Here is a 16,394-nt window from a genome sequence, read left to right on the forward strand (position 1 = left end):
TGTATATAAGAATAATGATTTCGACAAATTTATGAAAGGTACATCATTAAAGATGAAAGGTAAATTAATTTCGTTTACACTACAAATAGCCACAATAACAACATACGTATATTGTTAAACGTAAAAAGGAGAACGAATGAAAAAGAAATATGTAAATCAAATTCATACTGATGTAAATTTTAAACCGAAAGATATTATAGGTTTAATGACTGATTACTTTAAAATGAAAACAAAGTTGCGTCCTATAAAGAATTTACCTATTGTTTTATCAAATAAGGATAATAAATCTTTAGAAAGTGTTACATGGTTTGGCCATTCTGCTTCTCTTTTAAAAATAGAAGGTAAAACATTGTTATTAGACCCGATGTTTGGAGATGCCTCTTCCCCGTTTCCAGTGTTTAATAGTAAACGTTATAGTGGTTCTTTTTCTTTAGAACGTGAAGACCTGCAAGAAATTGATGCAATTATCATTTCTCATAATCACTATGATCATTTAAATTATAAAAGTATTATGCAATTAAAAGATCGTGTAAAGCATTTCTATGTTCCAACTGGAGTTGCGCAATATTTAATGAAATGGGGTGTTTCACCTAGTAAAATTAGTGAGCATAATTGGTGGGATGAAATTATGCTTGATACAATTAAGTTAGTATGTGCCCCTGCAAGGCATTTCTCTGGACGAGGTATGACAGATAGAGATTGTTCGTTATGGTGTTCATGGGCTATCCTTGGTCAAGAAACTAAAGTTTTCTTTAGTGGTGATAGTGGTTATGCGCCTCATTTTAAGGAGATTGGTAATAAATACGGTCCATTCGATCTTACGTTAATGGAATGCGGGCAATATGATCCAAGGTGGTCTGCAATTCATATGTTACCTGAAGAAACAGTACAAGCTCATATTGATGTAAAAGGAGAATTACTTCTTCCGATTCATTGGGGTGCTTTTACATTAGCATTACACGAATGGAGTGACCCGATAGAACGTATTACGAAGGAAGCGAACCGTTTAGGAGTTAAAATTACAACGCCTCAAATTGGCGAATCTATTACGTTAAAATCTACAGACTATCCTAGGTATGCTTGGTGGCAAAAAGTCTAATTATAATAAAAAGCGAATCTGTCTTATATAAAAGATTCGCTTTTTACTTATTGATTATAATGTATCGTTGACAAACTGATTAAACTTGTCTATTTCTTCAACGAATGGATTATGATTACTTTCTTCAAATTTAGTTAGTGTTGCGTTCGGGATTAAATTTGCTATTTCACGAGAAAATATGTAGGGGCATTGTGCATCATGCTTACCACAGTATATAAAACTTGGGATTTTTACGAATTTAAGTTTCTGACGAACATCATAATCTTTATATTCAACTTGTCTAAAATAATTTAGCCGATTGCCAACTGTCTTTCCGCTATTCGGCAGTTTTAACGCTTCTTCAAGCTTTTCTTCAGAATAAAAAGACATAAGTGCCCACTCTCTACTTAATGCTTTTCTTTCTTCTTGTAATGTACTATCATCATTTAATGCATTCATAATTGATAGGATTTTATTAAAATTTTCATTTTCACTACAGTATATACTATCTTTATGAGATGCATATTCCTTACTCGCCGCTGCGCCACCAACAATTATTTTCGTTAAACTTTCTTGTGCTTCAGTCGCATATACAAGAGCTAACATCCCTCCTGTCGAATGACCTGCAAACCCCCATTTATTAATATATAAAGTTTCTCGAATCGCTTCTAAATCTTTAAATCGTTTCGGTCATACTATATTCAGAGTCATTTTTTGCTGAATCTGAATTGCCACATCCCTTTAAGTTAACTAAATATACGCTGTAATGGTCAGTAAATGGGTTTGCAAAAGTATTTCCATTATCATTATACTCACTATACAAATGAGTAACGCAAAGTGGAGGTCCTTCTCCCTTTAGAAAATATTCAAACTTTCCTCTTGGAGTTTTGATAATATTTGTTTTCCACATATCGAATCTCCTATTTAAAATTTTCATTTTCTCTTAGTTTGTTATTTATAAGCGAATAGTATTATATAAAGAAGTAAGTAACCTGTCCTGCACCAATTCCTTATTCCTATAATTTATTAATTTATGATTAGATAAAACAAAATTGTGCTCTAATATTAATTCATTGTGGAGCACTTCAACTAAAAAATTAGGTATCATCTCTCCTACGCCGTAATTATAATCACTTAGAATCCAAGAAATCTCTTTCCAATCTAGAATTCCTTCTGAGACTTTTTTTGGAGTGTGATATGTAAATTCATGAAGTAGCTCTACTAGATAAACATACATTCCGCCAGAATATGAAGAATCCTCCCATTTAATAATGCCTTTAAATTGAATTTGGTCATGCGTAACTCCTATATTAGTCTCTTCTTTTATTTCACGAATTGCATTTTCTAGAGGTGTTTCTCCTTTTTCTATCTTTCCTCCTACACCATTCCACAACCCTTTTACAGGGTCATATTTTCTATTTAGCATAAGTATCTCTTCATTTCTTTTTATAAAACATAAAGTGTGCTTGTACATTATGTGATTCCTTCCTCTGTTTTTAATAAGCTCTTACTGGAGATATAAGATGGATTGCTGCAGATTGTGTCCCTGCTTCAATTAATATTGGTCTCATAGAACCGCTGAAACTTAAAGTAACCGTTTCTTCTTTTATTGCCCTTAAAGCATCCAACATAAATCGTCCATCGAAAGATATATTGAATTGTTTTTCACCTTGAATTGCATCTATCTGTTGTGTCTCAGATATTTTTCCAATCTGAGAAGCATTAGAAGAAACTTTAATTGTAGATTCATTTACAATTTCTAAGTTAACATTGTTATTTGCCCATTCACTTGCTAATAAGCTTGATCGATCTACCCCTTGTAACATTCTTTGTCTATCTATGTTAATGACTGTTTGAAATTCATTTGGAATTAAACTAGATATATTAGGATATTTCCCTTCAATTAATCTTGAATATAATGTAGTTGTGCCGAATGTAAAAATAATGTGGCTTTCTGATAAATAAATAGAAACGAATTCTAAATTGATGTTCATTAATTTTAAAAGTTCATTAATGGTTGCACTTGGTACAATACAATTCGCTTTCACATTAGTAGAAATTAATGTTTCACGTATAGCTAGTCTATGAGAGTCAGTTGCAGCGCATATTAATTTGTTGTGGTCTAACTCGATATGTACGCCGGTAAGAACGGGTCTAGATTCATTTTTCGCTACTGCAAAGACTGTTTGTTTAAACGCATCCATCAATTGTTTTGTTTCTATTTGTATTTCTGCATGATCGTCTATTTGTGGTACGTTAGGAAATTCATTCGCTGGAAAGCCATTTAAGTTTAATGTGATTTCTTCTGATTGTATGGTAATTGTTTGCTCATTCTTACTTTTTATTACTATATCGCTTGGCATTTTCTTTATAATTTCAATGAAGTATTTTGCAGGTACAACAATTGTTCCTGCTTTTAAGGTAGTCGTAATTTGTTCGTCATCCATGGAACTAGGGATGAATTTTTCGATGAAAATATTTGAATTACTTGCGATTAAAGTAATTCCAGATTGATCTGCAGTTATTTTTATACCGGATAGTATAGGAATTATAGCTTTGGTAGATATTGCTTTACTTACTTCTGAAAGTGCTTGAGTGAAATGTTTATGATTAACGATAAACTCCATTTTTTCCCGCCTTACATGAAATGATAGTTTTATGAAGATTGATGAATGATTGTTCCGTTAAAAAAGTAAGGTACTGTTTCTTTCCTTTGTAATATATTTAATAAGTGTTCTGGTATACGTAAATGCGGTTCTGCTCTATGTAATTCCATCCAAGTAATCTCTTCAATTTCTTTTGGCCTTGTTATATTTGTTTCCCCTCCGATTATTTCACCTAAAAAATTAAAGAATATTGCATGGTGTCCTCTCTCTTCGAAAAAAGCTTCGCTAATGTAACAAATACCATTTACAGTTATATGTAGACCGGTTTCTTCTTTCACTTCTCGAATGACTGCCTCCTCTAACGTTTCTCCTAATTTAACTGCACCACCTGGTAGTGTGTAATAAGAACCATTCTTCCCTTTGTTTTTTACCATTAAGATCTTTTCATTTGTTTTATCGTATAAAAGCGCATATGTAACATTTACTTTTTTCATCTAATTCCACCTTCAATAACGAGAATTTTCTGTCTTTGTTACATTCTACCATTTATTCGTTTTAAAATATAAAAAAGTTAATTGAGTATTTCATTTATCTGCTCTTAGCAAAGTTAATAATCGTTAACCTTTCATTACTATATAAAAAAGAGCCCTATATGAGGACTCTTTTTAGTATTAAGCTACTTTCCGGTGTAAATGTTTTAATTCCTTTTTCTTCTCTGTTTTTGGTGGACGAATTACTATCGAAATAATAAAGGAAATAACGCTTAAAACGCCGATTGTAATAAAGGTCGGTTGAAATCCACCAAGTAGTGCTCCAATGAATGATCCTGCAAGCGCACCGAATCCGAAACCTTGGTATACAATCCCGTAATTTGTACTATGATTTTTTAACCCGAAGTAATCTCCAACAATAGCTGGGAATATTGTAATATTACCGCCAAAGCAAAAGGCGACACTTGCTACACAAGCAAAATAAATTCCGTAATTTAGAGGGATGTAACTTAGAGTGAATACTGATAAGCCTATAATTATAAACGTTGCAGAGACAATTTTCATTCGACCAATTTTATCTGATAACGTTCCAAGAACGATTCTACCTACAGTGTTAAAAATCGCAATCATGGCGACGGCATTAGCAGCGGTTGCTGCGCTAAGTCCAACTAGTTGGACCCCAATATCTTTTACCATACCGATTAAATACAAACCGCCCATACACGATGTAAATAACATAAAAAACAAAAGATATACTTGTTTCGTTCGCATCATTTCACGAGGCGTATAATCATTGTGTAATGTTTCAGTTACAGTGTTACTTACTATTGCTTCACGTAAGAAGAACGATCCGATTAATACTAAAAGTAAAACAATGATACCCCAATATAAAAATGCTTGTGATACACCAAGGCTATCGATAAGACTTCCGTTTATATATCTAAAGATTAAGCTACCCATTCCATATGCTGATACAGATATACCTGAAATAAGCCCTTTCCGATTTGGAAACCATTTAATTAAATTAGATAATGATGTAATATAAGCAGTTCCATCTGCATAACCAACTACGACTCCAGCTAATAAATATAGTAATGGTAAGGAAGAAACTTGCGAACTAAGTATTAAACCGAGTCCCAGAACAATCCCTGCAGTAGCGATAAGTTTACGAAGTCCTAATTTTTGCTGTAACTTTCCTGCAAATAAGGTTGAAAATGATAAAGAAAAGCTTGTAATGGAGAAAGTTATAGCAACGGAATTAAGGTTCCATCCAAACTTACTTACAAGGGGCTGATTAAATAAACTCCATGTATAAATTGTTCCAAGCCCAATTTGAACAATGATTGTACCTAGAACAATTAGTAACGGATTTATAGAAGTTTGTTTCATACTAACTGTCCCCTTCTTTTATTTTGACATAGATTTTCACAGTTAGTATATCCATCATAAATTGCAAGATACTGTACTGAAAATGGTAATTAAGTTCATATACACAAAAAGACACTTCATAAAGAAGTGCCTTTTTGCAGGTTATATCAGATATTTCTAAGAAAGCTTGGTTAAGATAAGACATTTTCAAATGCTTATGTATATAGAATACCAAAAGATTTCTGTCATGAGATGGGACTTAAGATGTATTTTTCATTCATCATATAGTCGGATAAATGAAAAATTAATATTCAATTTCATCAAAATCCTTCGGCTGCGGTACCGTTTGCATATTAGCTGCATCTTTTGGATCGCTATAAATTGCATTTTGTTCTGTATTTACATCCTTAATGTTTTGCTTTTTATTTTTATTTATTTTATCTTTCATTTTCTTTCACTCCTTTTCGATATAGGAGTAATTATGCCCTATTACTGTTACGAAATGTATGAGCGACTAAATTACTAAATTCACGTAAATAATATAAATAATTATCACCGCCGTAGTTGTATCTTTTATTATACATTTTTGCAACAACTACATTATATGCAGGTATTACTAATATAGTTGGTCCCGTAATTCCTAATATTTGATACGATCCTTTTGGTACGCGTTCACCTAGTTCACTTAATTGTGCAGGTTCATTTTGAACGAACCAAAACAATCCATTTTGCGGTAGCTCTTTATTTACATATGTTGGACTCTGCAAACTCGTAGCGATTTTTATAACTTCTTTTGGAACAATTTGTTTATCATGTATCATACCTTGATTTAGATGAAGATTGCCCCACTGTGCAAATTCTCTAGCGGAGACAAACAGATTTTTTTCAGTACCGTCATCTACTGTACCAATTTCACGAATTGCGTCTTTATTTGGATCATCAACAACTGCAACTAAATTGTCATCTTGCTGTATTCTCCATCCTGTTTCTTGGAAATTAGCAGGTTTAAACACACGCTCTTTTAACAATTCAGGAAAACTTTTTCTATATAGCTGATAAATAAGATGTGTCATCATTCTTACATTAATATCTCTATAATCCCAAGATTGTCCCGGTTCAAATTCACGAAAAATTTTTCCGTCATTCGTTTCTCCTAAACCGTGCGAATGTGTTACTAAATGCCTTATTGTTGTTTTACCAAGCAATGCATGATCAAAATCTTTAAAATATTTTATCGCTTCATCATCAATAGAGTTTATTTTCCCCTCGTAAAGCGCATACGCTATGCATTAATCCTAAATAACTTTTTCTAGCAGAAGCAACGTTAAATTGTGAAGATGCTGTTACTTTCTTGCTTGTAGATGTATTTGAGTGATAGCCACTATAATGCTCCAGTACAATTTTGTTATCTTTCATTATGCAAAGCGCTGCTGCAGAGCTATGGTTTTGTTCTTTTATATTCTCTACCCAAGAAATCAACTTATCATATGTATACAAATAAATCCCCCTTGATATACACAAAAATTACAGCTCGAAAGAAAAGTGCAAAATAGTATTCACACCTTTCTTTCAAGCAAATTAGCTTTGATGTTCTATACTTAAATGATCCACCAGTTCCAGCAATTAAAGCAACCGAAACATCCTGCGCAGCCTATGCATCCGCCGCAACGACCTGCACAACCACCGCATCTGCCGCCACATCCGCCACAGCGTCCACCACAACCTCCGCATCCGCCGCATCCGCCGCAACGACGTGCATCGTCTTGAATGTAGTAGTATGGATATTGACTTTGTTGTGGATCCCAATACACAACATTACCAGTTTGATACTCATTAAGGTTTAACGATTGTAGTTCTTGTTGAAACTGATTCATTATGAAATCCCTCCATTTATAAATATAAATTCTGTCCAAATATTAAAGTTAATAAATTTTAATAAACAAAGTAGAAACAAATGGCTATATACTTGAATGCGTACATCAACAAAATATGAACTTACACTAGGTGATGTACCTTGTTTTTTAGCCTATTTTCTTAATCTCTTTTTGCTGGACGAATTTACTATCAATAGAGGTTTTTAAAAATTAAGTGATGAACTACTAATCCAACAGTTTAGTAGTTCATCACTTAATTTTCTTTCTAGTAATTCTTTAACGGAAGGTGCTGGCATGATTTTATAAGTATGTAAAGCTTCTTGATTATAATCTATCCAGTGAAACGCCAAATGAGATTCTTTAGATTTTGGTATGAAATCAATATGTAACTCTTCTGAATCTATCTCAAAAACATGATTGATTTCATGATGAAGCATTTCTTTATCTTGCCATTGGTTTTCTATGACTCCTAAAAATTGTTTTATACTACAATTTACTCCAAGTTCTTCTTGTAGTTCTCTTATTAATGCACTCTCAGCTGATTCGCCAACTTCAACATGACCACCTGGTAGAAAATAATGATGGCCAATATATTCAGCTACAATTCCCTGTTTCTTAATTATAAAAAACAAGGAATTATCACTTCTAAATAGAATTTATCCAGTTATATCGTTGTACTTTTCACTTCGAATATCTTTCTTTAATGATACATGCGCTATTAAAACTCCAAGTATAGTAATTACTCCACCAACTACCGAAATAAAAGTAGGTACTTCACCTAACCATACCCAAGCTATAAAACAAGCGATTACTGGCGTTAAATATAGAGAACTTGTTGCCTCAGAAGCACCAGTATGAGATATAATATAGGCCAATGTAATATACGGGAGTACTGTTGGAAATAAACCTAAATATATAACGCTCAAATTCACTTCAAGAGGAGCTACTAGTATTTCTTGATACATTCCGGGTAAGAAAATAAGCATACATATCGTACTAGATAAAATTGTATATATGGTAAATGGCAAGAAGCCGTACTTTTTTAAGTAAGATGTTTGAAAAACGAAAAATAGGCTTTCTGAAACGGCTGCTAATAATATAAATAATCCCCCGCTATTAAATTGAATAGCCCCCCCTTGACTAAATGATATGAAAGCAATTCCTATAAAGCTAATTACACCACCGATCCATCCATTTGCTTTCATTTTTTCATTCAAAAAAACAAAAGCAAGAATTGCCGTTACTATAGGAGTAACTGAAACGATTAAACTTGCCGATCCAGCATTTACTGTTTTTTCACCATAGTTTAATGCAATGTGGTAAAAAGTAAATCTTAAAGCACCAAATAAAAAAATCGCTGGAATATCTTTTAGATCAGGTAATCGTAGTTTGTATATAAACGAAAACAAAAGAAGTATGAATGAAGCGATTAACAAACGAAGTAAAGTAAGATGTTCAGGTGTGTAAGATTCAAGACCCATACGAATTGCCGGAAAGGCCGTTCCCCAAATTAAAATTGTAAAAGAATGAGCACATATAATGCGATAATCCCATTTTTTATAATTCATGTTTTCTCTCCCCCTTCAAACCAACCACTTTATAATTACCAATTATTTCTTTTCATCATATTTAATAGTTGATACAATGTCTTCAACCAGTTTTTTATCGTAAAAACCAACCACTTGGCATTTTTTGAGTGAACGAAGGAGTTTTTTGATGACAACTAGTAAAAAAACGCCTAAGTATCGGCAAATAGTAGACTATATGAAAGAAAAAATTGAAAATGGAGAATGGCCAATTGGAAGTAAGACTCCTAGTCAAAGGCAGTTAGCGAAATTATTTCAAGTAAATCGTAGCACTGTAATAACTGCACTAGATGAACTTATGGCTGATGGATTGATTCAAGGGAAAATTGGAGCAGGAACAATTGTAACGAATAATACATGGTCATTATTAGCGACGAATCCCCCGCCCGATTGGAGTGAATATGTAAAAGCCGGTATTCATAAACCAAGCAAGTTAATGGTACGAGAAATAAATAAAGCAGAAGCAAATAACAAACTTATCCATCTTAGTAAAGGCGAACTTGCTCCTCATCTTTTTCCATTAGAAACGATGCAGTCCATTATGAAAAAAGTAAGTGAGGAATTAGATTATTTTGGATATGAGGAACAAAAAGGGTTTTATCCGTTACGTGAAGCAATAAGTAAATACGTAAAATCATTTGGAATACATGCATCACCAAGTTCCATATTAATCGTCTCGGGTGCATTACAAGCATTGCAATTAATATCAATTGGTCTTTTACATAGAGAGTCTACCGTTTTACTTGAACAACCTTCTTACTTATATTCACTTCATGTATTTCAATCAGCAAATATAAATCTATCTGGTATATCTATGGATCCTCACGGTATATTACCTAACGAGTTATTAAAACGAATTAAATACAGTCAGAAGAAAAACATTTTATATTCAATTCCTTGTTTTCAAAATCCAACAGGCATATTAATGTCTAAAGAGCGGAGAAAAGAAATATTAAAAATATGTGAAAAGGAACAGTTACCTATTATTGAAGATGATATTTACCGCGAGTTATGGATTGATGCACCGCCCCCAGCTCCTTTAAAATCAAGGGATAAACATGGACATATATTATATATCGGTAGTCTCTCTAAGACACTTACCCCAGGACTTAGAATTGGATGGGTTATCGGTCCAGAACCTGTTATTGATAGATTATCAGATATAAAAATGCAAACAGATTATGGATCAAGCTCTTTATCCCAAAGAGTTGCTGCTGAATGGATAAATAAAGGATTTTATGAGGAACATGTAGCGAACGTAAGAATTAAACTAAAAGAACGAAGACAAATAATGATACGAGCTTTACATAAGTATTGTGCAGATATTGCCACCTGGGATATACCTAGTGGTGGATTTTTTATATGGCTAAAGGTAATACCTAGCATTCCGATGAAGAAATTATTTTCAGAGGCACTATCAAAAGGAGTTCTTTTAAACCCAGGACGTATATATGAAGAAGAATCAGACCGGTATATTCGTTTATCATATGGATATGCTTCTTCAGAGCAAATGACTAACGGAATTAAATTGTTGAGTGAATTAATTCGTAAGCTAACGGCATAACAAAAACTCCTCTTTTTCTATAGAGGAGTTTTTATATATCTTATTTACCACAATCTCATTTCCTGCCCTAATAAAATAAGTTCTTCATAAGGATCCCCGTTAATGTTTAATACTTGAGCAAAAGCAGGTTCTGTTTTTAAACCGTTCTCTTTTAAGCGAAGAATTTCTTCCCTTATATGGGGATGCTGCATTAATAACATGTGCTCTACTATCATATGTCTATATGCATTTTGGTTACGAACTGGCTTAGGCTGAGCAAATAATTCAAATTCAAAACCTTCAAATTCAAAATTTACTTTTATCGATTCGGTATTTTTAATTTTTTTCTTTTTTATATTGAATCCTTCATAAGAGCCATATAAAGATCTCATTTCTTGTTCAAAAACATCAAAGTTATGTACTTCCATTACTATATCTAAGTCAGATTGAAGCGTATCAATTCTTATAGGAATTGTCCCGCAAAGAACGGGGCTATACAAAGCTAAATCCTCCATTATGTTTAGTTTATTTAAAACATCATATACTTTTTGTTGCTTGTCATTCCCTGATTGTAAATATGTAATAGATGTAAACATGGAAGTCTCTCCTTCATTTCAACATATTAACGTGAATAAACAATACGTTTCAACTTTTCTCCTATACTGCAATACTATAAAAATAAAAAAGGAGGAATTATTATGAGCATTTTTAACATTCTTTTAACCATCCACATATTATTTGGAACAATATGCTTAATTACCGGTATTTTAGCGATGGTTGCACAAAAGAAGAAAGGAAAACATACGGAATGGGGTGAAATATATCATGCATCCTATGTGGTCATCACCCTTACTGCAATTATATTATCCATTATAAACTGGGATAAAATCGCATATTTATTTTATGTAGCAATTTTCTCTTATGCTTTTGCGATTTATGGCTACCTTGCACGAAAAAAACGTTGGAAAAATTGGCTTCACCACCATATTAGAGGTATGTTAGGCTCTTACATTGGTGCAGTTACAGCACTATTAGTAAACGTAGGTATTCATATTCCCATAATTAATTTATTGCCGGCTATATGGTTTTGGTTTTTACCTACATTAATCGGTATTCCTCTCGTAGCCAGTGTATCAAAAAAATATAAAAAGCGTAGTTAAAATTCATTACATTTTCATTACTTTCTGATGATTATTATAAAAGATTATACTCAATGTAATATTTTATTAATAAATTCAAAATTGTACTGCTTTAAGTTAGTCACTTACAGCTAAATAAAAAGAATCCAATAAAAGTATTGGATTCTTCTTCTATAAACTATTACGTTAAAAATAGTATCTTTTAATTAAGACTTTAATAATGAATATAATCGATCCGGATAATTCGTAAACATCCCGTCCACTCCCCATAAAATTAGCTTTTTCATGTCTGTTTCATTATCTACAGTAAATGGATGAACTTCTAATCCATGTTTCTTTATTTTCTTTACATAAGCTGCATCAATATATTTGTAGTTCATACCAAGGCCTATGCAATATGTACTATACTTCTCTATCCCTGATTCAGTTAATTGAACTGCCTTTTTGTAAGATAATAATTGTACCAGGGGTATATTAACATTTAAACTATGAACCTTTTGCAGACTTTCTTCACTAAAGGATTGAATAATAACTTTATCCTGTATTTCATAGTGATTGATAATTTCTAATAACTTTTCTTCCATTCCTGGATATTCATCAGGTGATTTGGTTTCAATATAATATTTCGCGTCATGCCCAAACATTTCAATTATTTCTTCTAGTGTTGGAACTTTAGCATTCCCATATTCTTTCTTTGCTAAAGTTGGATGTTTTTCATTAAAAAAAGAACCTGCATTTAATTGCTTTAATTCTTCTAATGTATGTTCCTTAACTAGCCCTGTACCGTTTGTAGTACGGTTTACTGTTTCATCATGCATAGCTACTAAATGTCCATCTTTTGTCATTTGAAGATCAATTTCTATATAATCGCCCTTCAATTGTTGTCCTAATTTATATGCTGCTATTGTATGTTCAGGCGCATACGCAGAAGCCCCTCTATGTGCAATGTTTTTTATATGATTCGATTGATTAATAACTTTCGTATACTTAAGTTCATTTACTTTATGAAAAACAAAAGTACCTATTACTATAAATGTGCAAATGATTGTAACGATATATATCTTTTTCATAATGATGTATTAACCCCTACATGAAAGCAATTTGGCTTGGATAATTTATTCAAATAAATGTCGATTTTCAAATACCGTCATTTGTCCAACAGATTGAAAACCAGCCTTTTTATAAATATTAATCCCATCAGGTGAAGCTTGTAATACGCATTGAGCAACGTTTAATTCCTTTGCTTCTTGCAGCAAGTAATTAAACATAGTAGAACCAAATCCTTTTCCTCTCATTTCTTCTTTTGTTGCTATATCATAAATACCAACACTATCTTTTGTATATACTAATGAACCGACTGATACGACTTCATCTTTATAAAGTCCTAAGTATAGTTTCATATTTCCACTATTCCATAAGTCGAAAGAAGCAGTTTGATTGTAGAATGCTTGAACATGTATACCTTCCTCTGATGTACCAAATAGACTAGCTAATGCTTCTCCAAAATTTTTAATTTGTCCTGGTGAAAAGGCTTTTTGTATCTTAAAATCTTTTGGCATATTTATTGTTGGATGTATTGTTTTTAAGTTTGCTACCATCGCGATATTTTGTTCTGCTTCTTTTAAGCCCAGTTTTATTAATTCGTTTTTTATATCTTGCTCTAGCCTATCATCCCAAAACCAAACACTCATTGGAAATTTCTTTTGATTATAGTTGTTTACTTCTTTATATAATTTCTCGATACATTCCGTTACATTATTGTTTAGTAAAGTAATAATATTAAATGTATCTGCCGGTAAACCACAGTCTACAGCAATGTAACCCTTCGTTTCTTTTACATTCATTCCCTGTGCCTGCCGCGCAATATATGAAGTTTTATATGTAAAATTATCTATTAGTAACTTTTTAAAATTCATTCATTTTGCCCCTTTCATAAAAATTCAAATTCGAATCTTTCAGTATTAAATATAACATATAAGAAATGTACCTATTTCTATAAAAATATCTCTATAAATTACTCTTCGTGCCTTAAAAGAATTAAATATGATATAACGTTGTCGGAATGAAAAAAGTGGTATATAATAAATATTAACATTACTAGTAATTATTTTAGGTATTCCTAGAATAAAGGAGCGATACATATGAAAATTACTATTTATTTTGGAAGTCATGAAGATCAAGATGTTCGTACAATGGACTGTCATTTAGATGTAGAAGATACGGAAGAGATTGTTTCTGTATCATAATATAAATAGTTGGGATGAACCCTCTTCCCTACAACGTTTAAGACACCTGTTACAGGTGTCTTTTTTGTTGTTTTTTCGTCAAAAACCCTTTACTTTAGAGCGTTTTAATAGTAAAATATAAATATACGAACAAATGTTCTTTTTATTTTAATTGTACATGAAGGGATGATTTTTACAATGGCTCAAGCAAAGCGCAGAGGAAGAAAAAAGCAAACACCTATTATTTCAAATACAGGCTTTATCGGCTCTGTCTTTATTGATACATTGGAGTTACAAAAGAAATCCTATTATTTCGCTCGTAAAAAACTTCAAATTGTTCATCACGTACTAGATGGCCTCTCTGGAGCAACGAGTTCTCTATTTAAAGAACATAATATTTCAGCATATATGTCATGTGTGTATTTATATAAACAAAAGAAAATCGGCTTTGTTCTTTCAACGAAACCATTTGAACAAAGTGACGGTGTTGCTTATTTTGTAAATTATTTAATCGAAAAGAATTTTTACGGTAATCAAGACGAAGATGTAGAATATCAAGAAGTATTTAATACAGGTTTTATTGGTGTAGTATTCGCCGACTTATGTAGTATAGATCGTTTTAATTTCGAGTTTGAAATGGGTATGTTAACGAAATTAATGAAAGATATGATTATACCGGTTAAAGAACTCTTTTTACGACACAATGTACCAGCATACATTTCCACTTCTCATTTAGAGGAACAAAACAAATTAGGTTTCGTTCTATCTGTAAAACCATATGATGAACGTGCAGAGGCAGATTTATATTTTGAGGCGTATTTAAAAGAACGCGGGTTATTTATTGGTGATGAAGAAGATGATATTGATAAGATTGTTATTAGAAAAACAGCTGAATTACGATAGAAAAGCGCAGGATATGGATTCTGCGCTTTTTATAATTTATGAAACTGATTTACCAAATAAACGGTATTAGTTTTTTTGTTTTCTGTTTATACACTGTAAATTGTTCACCGTACTTGTTCTGTAAATAATTATCAGATTTTGGAATATAGTCAAAAACAAATACAAAGAATAGACCTAGAGGGATAAACAAACTATAAATATTGTTAGAAATTAATGCTAAACCTAGCACCCAAAGGCAATCCCCAAGATAATTAATATGTATCGCATATTTAAATAAACCACCTGTATATAGCTTACCTTGATTTACAGGATTATCTTTAAAAGGTTTTCTAAGTAACTCTGAAACTGTGTTTAACAAACTTCCTACTAGAAACAATATCCAGCCTATTATAAGTAATGTTAAGTTTGGATCCTGACTACTAATAATCATTAAGATTGGAAAACCTAAATAGTATATTCCAAAAGCAATGCTGTTCATGATGGCTTCTTGCCATGCAATCCCTCTAGGCAACCATATAAACATCATAGCTGTTAATCGGAATGCAGTAATAATTAAAGCTATAAATAGCCCTATTGAAATGCCTGGTTTGAAATAAGTTATGAAAAGTAAGTAATATGCAATGATTAAATAGATAATCTCAGCAACTAAAATGAAGATTTTTTCTTTTATCGTTGGTCGGTCTATACCATACATTGTGATACACCCCTTCCTTTATTCATTTTATAGGAAAATATACTTCTATGATATTATTCTCCTTCGCTGTGCTATAAGGATTCGTTTTATAAATTTCAAACGGAGCACCATTCAGTTTATAGTTATTTTCTTTAATCCAAACATGTAGCTTTGTATGAATAGAAGGCAATTCATCGTAAGATCCATTAAGCATAGTCATTGCGCAAAGCCCGGGATGAAACACTTTTGTTTTATTTGTGGCCTTTGCAAGAGGAATCGCAATTTCTATATCATAATTTTCAGGTACATATTCTGAACTATGGAATATAGCAAGTGGTTTTGCTATAGGTAATAAATTTTCAAATGAAATTTTACTAAACAACTCATTAAAGTGTGTTAGGAAATCAGCGGTATTCATTTGTTTTCGCTGAGACAATATATTATAGGTTAAATGATTTACAAGATTAATCTCAATATGGTTTAAGTAACCCATGATACTTTCCTCTTCATCTAATTGTTGAATATCAAGCTTTAATTTTTTTAATAAAGAAGAATAAAATGTTATCTGTTGTGTTAAATTTTCTTGTTTGACTTTCATTTTAGATTTAAGCAACTCCGTATTCTCCCAATTTGCTAATATATCCTTAATTTCTTCCAGCGAAAATAAATAAGTTTTTAATCGTGTAATCAATAAAGCTGTTTCTAATTGGGAAATATTATAGTAGCGATAGCCATTCTTAGCGTCTATGAAAGCAGGCTTTAAAAGCCCAATTTCATCATAGTAGCGCAACGTCTTCATTGTGAGATATGATATTTTTGAAAACTCTCCAATTGAAAGCATAACACTCACCTCCTGTTATTAATTATGTTAAATATACCGCTTTCTGTAAGGGGAAGGTCAATCAATA

The 16,394-nt window shown here is 32.1% G+C and carries 17 protein-coding genes and 2 pseudogenes; 4 read left to right on the plus strand and 15 right to left on the minus strand.

Annotated elements, in window-relative coordinates; all coding sequences use genetic code 11:
• Positions 1-136: 136 nt before the first annotated feature.
• A complete protein-coding gene (locus ACVWY7_RS11735; RefSeq protein WP_073523780.1) occupies positions 137-1,099 on the plus strand; it encodes an MBL fold metallo-hydrolase in 963 nt (320 codons plus the stop codon).
• A gap of 54 nt (positions 1,100-1,153) precedes the next feature.
• Here ACVWY7_RS11735 and ACVWY7_RS11740 read toward each other — a convergent pair.
• The 10 genes and pseudogenes from ACVWY7_RS11740 to ACVWY7_RS11785 form a co-directional block, all read right to left on the minus strand.
• Positions 1,154-1,988: pseudogene (locus ACVWY7_RS11740) on the minus strand (alpha/beta fold hydrolase).
• 45 nt (positions 1,989-2,033) lie between these two features.
• Positions 2,034-2,552 (minus strand): NUDIX hydrolase, encoded by a 519-nt coding sequence (locus tag ACVWY7_RS11745; RefSeq protein ID WP_073523782.1) that lies wholly within the window; start codon positions 2,550-2,552, stop codon positions 2,034-2,036.
• A gap of 22 nt (positions 2,553-2,574) precedes the next feature.
• Complete coding sequence (gene dnaN / locus ACVWY7_RS11750; RefSeq protein ID WP_073523783.1) at positions 2,575-3,705, minus strand: DNA polymerase III subunit beta; 1,131 nt, start codon at positions 3,703-3,705, stop codon at positions 2,575-2,577.
• A gap of 29 nt (positions 3,706-3,734) precedes the next feature.
• Positions 3,735-4,178, minus strand: a complete 444-nt coding sequence (locus ACVWY7_RS11755; protein WP_000757640.1) for an NUDIX hydrolase — start codon at positions 4,176-4,178, stop codon at positions 3,735-3,737.
• Between the two features lie 177 nt (positions 4,179-4,355).
• Complete coding sequence (locus tag ACVWY7_RS11760; protein ID WP_001994379.1) at positions 4,356-5,564, minus strand: L-lactate MFS transporter; 1,209 nt, start codon at positions 5,562-5,564, stop codon at positions 4,356-4,358.
• A 283-nt stretch (positions 5,565-5,847) separates the two neighbouring features.
• Entirely contained in the window at positions 5,848-5,991 is a 144-nt protein-coding gene (locus tag ACVWY7_RS11765) for a hypothetical protein (RefSeq protein WP_000653324.1), read from the minus strand.
• A gap of 31 nt (positions 5,992-6,022) precedes the next feature.
• Positions 6,023-7,040: pseudogene (locus ACVWY7_RS11770) on the minus strand (serine hydrolase domain-containing protein).
• A 101-nt stretch (positions 7,041-7,141) separates the two neighbouring features.
• A complete protein-coding gene (locus ACVWY7_RS11775; protein WP_073523785.1) occupies positions 7,142-7,417 on the minus strand; it encodes a heterocycloanthracin/sonorensin family bacteriocin in 276 nt (91 codons plus the stop codon).
• A gap of 203 nt (positions 7,418-7,620) precedes the next feature.
• Positions 7,621-8,073: an NUDIX domain-containing protein gene (locus ACVWY7_RS11780; protein WP_073523787.1), complete on the minus strand. Its 453-nt coding sequence runs from the start codon at positions 8,071-8,073 to the stop codon at positions 7,621-7,623.
• Positions 8,074-8,985, minus strand: a complete 912-nt coding sequence (locus ACVWY7_RS11785; protein WP_073523788.1) for a DMT family transporter — start codon at positions 8,983-8,985, stop codon at positions 8,074-8,076.
• 145 nt (positions 8,986-9,130) lie between these two features.
• On the opposite strand from ACVWY7_RS11785, the gene norG reads away from it, so the two are divergent.
• On the plus strand, positions 9,131-10,567 hold the full coding sequence (gene norG / locus ACVWY7_RS11790; RefSeq protein ID WP_456523809.1) for an efflux pump transcription regulator NorG: 1,437 nt from the start codon (positions 9,131-9,133) through the stop codon (positions 10,565-10,567).
• 44 nt (positions 10,568-10,611) lie between these two features.
• On the opposite strand, the gene ACVWY7_RS11795 is transcribed toward norG, so the two are convergent.
• Positions 10,612-11,142 carry a DUF4269 domain-containing protein gene (locus ACVWY7_RS11795; protein WP_000495182.1) on the minus strand — a complete coding sequence of 177 codons (531 nt, stop codon included), beginning with the start codon at positions 11,140-11,142 and terminating at the stop codon, positions 10,612-10,614.
• Positions 11,143-11,244: 102 nt separating this feature from the next.
• Between ACVWY7_RS11795 and ACVWY7_RS11800 the strand changes: the two genes are divergently transcribed.
• Positions 11,245-11,706 carry a hypothetical protein gene (locus tag ACVWY7_RS11800; protein ID WP_000021733.1) on the plus strand — a complete coding sequence of 154 codons (462 nt, stop codon included), beginning with the start codon at positions 11,245-11,247 and terminating at the stop codon, positions 11,704-11,706.
• Positions 11,707-11,891: 185 nt separating this feature from the next.
• Here ACVWY7_RS11800 and ACVWY7_RS11805 read toward each other — a convergent pair whose 3' ends face one another.
• Together ACVWY7_RS11805 and ACVWY7_RS11810 are read right to left on the minus strand one after the other, a co-directional pair.
• Entirely contained in the window at positions 11,892-12,755 is an 864-nt protein-coding gene (locus ACVWY7_RS11805; RefSeq protein WP_073523792.1) for a glycerophosphodiester phosphodiesterase, read from the minus strand.
• Between the two features lie 45 nt (positions 12,756-12,800).
• Positions 12,801-13,601 carry a GNAT family N-acetyltransferase gene (locus ACVWY7_RS11810; protein ID WP_073523793.1) on the minus strand — a complete coding sequence of 267 codons (801 nt, stop codon included), beginning with the start codon at positions 13,599-13,601 and terminating at the stop codon, positions 12,801-12,803.
• Positions 13,602-14,096: 495 nt separating this feature from the next.
• Here ACVWY7_RS11810 and ACVWY7_RS11815 point away from each other — a divergent pair, with 495 nt between their 5' ends.
• The gene (locus ACVWY7_RS11815; protein ID WP_139242263.1) at positions 14,097-14,813 is read left to right on the plus strand and encodes a hypothetical protein; all 717 of its coding nucleotides are present in this window, start codon (positions 14,097-14,099) and stop codon (positions 14,811-14,813) included.
• Positions 14,814-14,862: 49 nt separating this feature from the next.
• Here the strand turns inward: ACVWY7_RS11815 and ACVWY7_RS11820 are convergent, their stop codons facing one another.
• Together ACVWY7_RS11820 and ACVWY7_RS11825 are read right to left on the minus strand one after the other, a co-directional pair.
• Entirely contained in the window at positions 14,863-15,507 is a 645-nt protein-coding gene (locus ACVWY7_RS11820; RefSeq protein ID WP_000274237.1) for a methyltransferase family protein, read from the minus strand.
• A 22-nt stretch (positions 15,508-15,529) separates the two neighbouring features.
• Complete coding sequence (locus ACVWY7_RS11825) at positions 15,530-16,327, minus strand: MerR family transcriptional regulator (RefSeq protein WP_000948772.1); 798 nt, start codon at positions 16,325-16,327, stop codon at positions 15,530-15,532.
• Between the last annotated feature and the right edge of the window lie 67 nt (positions 16,328-16,394).

This window comes from Bacillus sp. TE9106W, assembly GCF_054062215.1.

Coding starts and splice junctions, on each gene's coding strand:
- ACVWY7_RS11735 (WP_073523780.1), top strand. CDS start 137: ATGAAAAAGAAATATGTAAATCAAATTCATACTGATGTAAATTTTAAA.
- ACVWY7_RS11745 (WP_073523782.1), bottom strand. CDS start 2,552: ATGTACAAGCACACTTTATGTTTTATAAAAAGAAATGAAGAGATACTT.
- dnaN (WP_073523783.1), bottom strand. CDS start 3,705: ATGGAGTTTATCGTTAATCATAAACATTTCACTCAAGCACTTTCAGAA.
- ACVWY7_RS11755 (WP_000757640.1), bottom strand. CDS start 4,178: ATGAAAAAAGTAAATGTTACATATGCGCTTTTATACGATAAAACAAAT.
- ACVWY7_RS11760 (WP_001994379.1), bottom strand. CDS start 5,564: ATGAAACAAACTTCTATAAATCCGTTACTAATTGTTCTAGGTACAATC.
- ACVWY7_RS11765 (WP_000653324.1), bottom strand. CDS start 5,991: ATGAAAGATAAAATAAATAAAAATAAAAAGCAAAACATTAAGGATGTA.
- ACVWY7_RS11775 (WP_073523785.1), bottom strand. CDS start 7,417: ATGAATCAGTTTCAACAAGAACTACAATCGTTAAACCTTAATGAGTAT.
- ACVWY7_RS11785 (WP_073523788.1), bottom strand. CDS start 8,985: ATGAATTATAAAAAATGGGATTATCGCATTATATGTGCTCATTCTTTT.
- ACVWY7_RS11795 (WP_000495182.1), bottom strand. CDS start 11,142: ATGTTTACATCTATTACATATTTACAATCAGGGAATGACAAGCAACAA.
- ACVWY7_RS11800 (WP_000021733.1), top strand. CDS start 11,245: ATGAGCATTTTTAACATTCTTTTAACCATCCACATATTATTTGGAACA.
- ACVWY7_RS11805 (WP_073523792.1), bottom strand. CDS start 12,755: ATGAAAAAGATATATATCGTTACAATCATTTGCACATTTATAGTAATA.
- ACVWY7_RS11810 (WP_073523793.1), bottom strand. CDS start 13,601: ATGAATTTTAAAAAGTTACTAATAGATAATTTTACATATAAAACTTCA.
- ACVWY7_RS11815 (WP_139242263.1), top strand. CDS start 14,097: ATGATTTTTACAATGGCTCAAGCAAAGCGCAGAGGAAGAAAAAAGCAA.
- ACVWY7_RS11820 (WP_000274237.1), bottom strand. CDS start 15,507: ATGTATGGTATAGACCGACCAACGATAAAAGAAAAAATCTTCATTTTA.
- ACVWY7_RS11825 (WP_000948772.1), bottom strand. CDS start 16,327: ATGCTTTCAATTGGAGAGTTTTCAAAAATATCATATCTCACAATGAAG.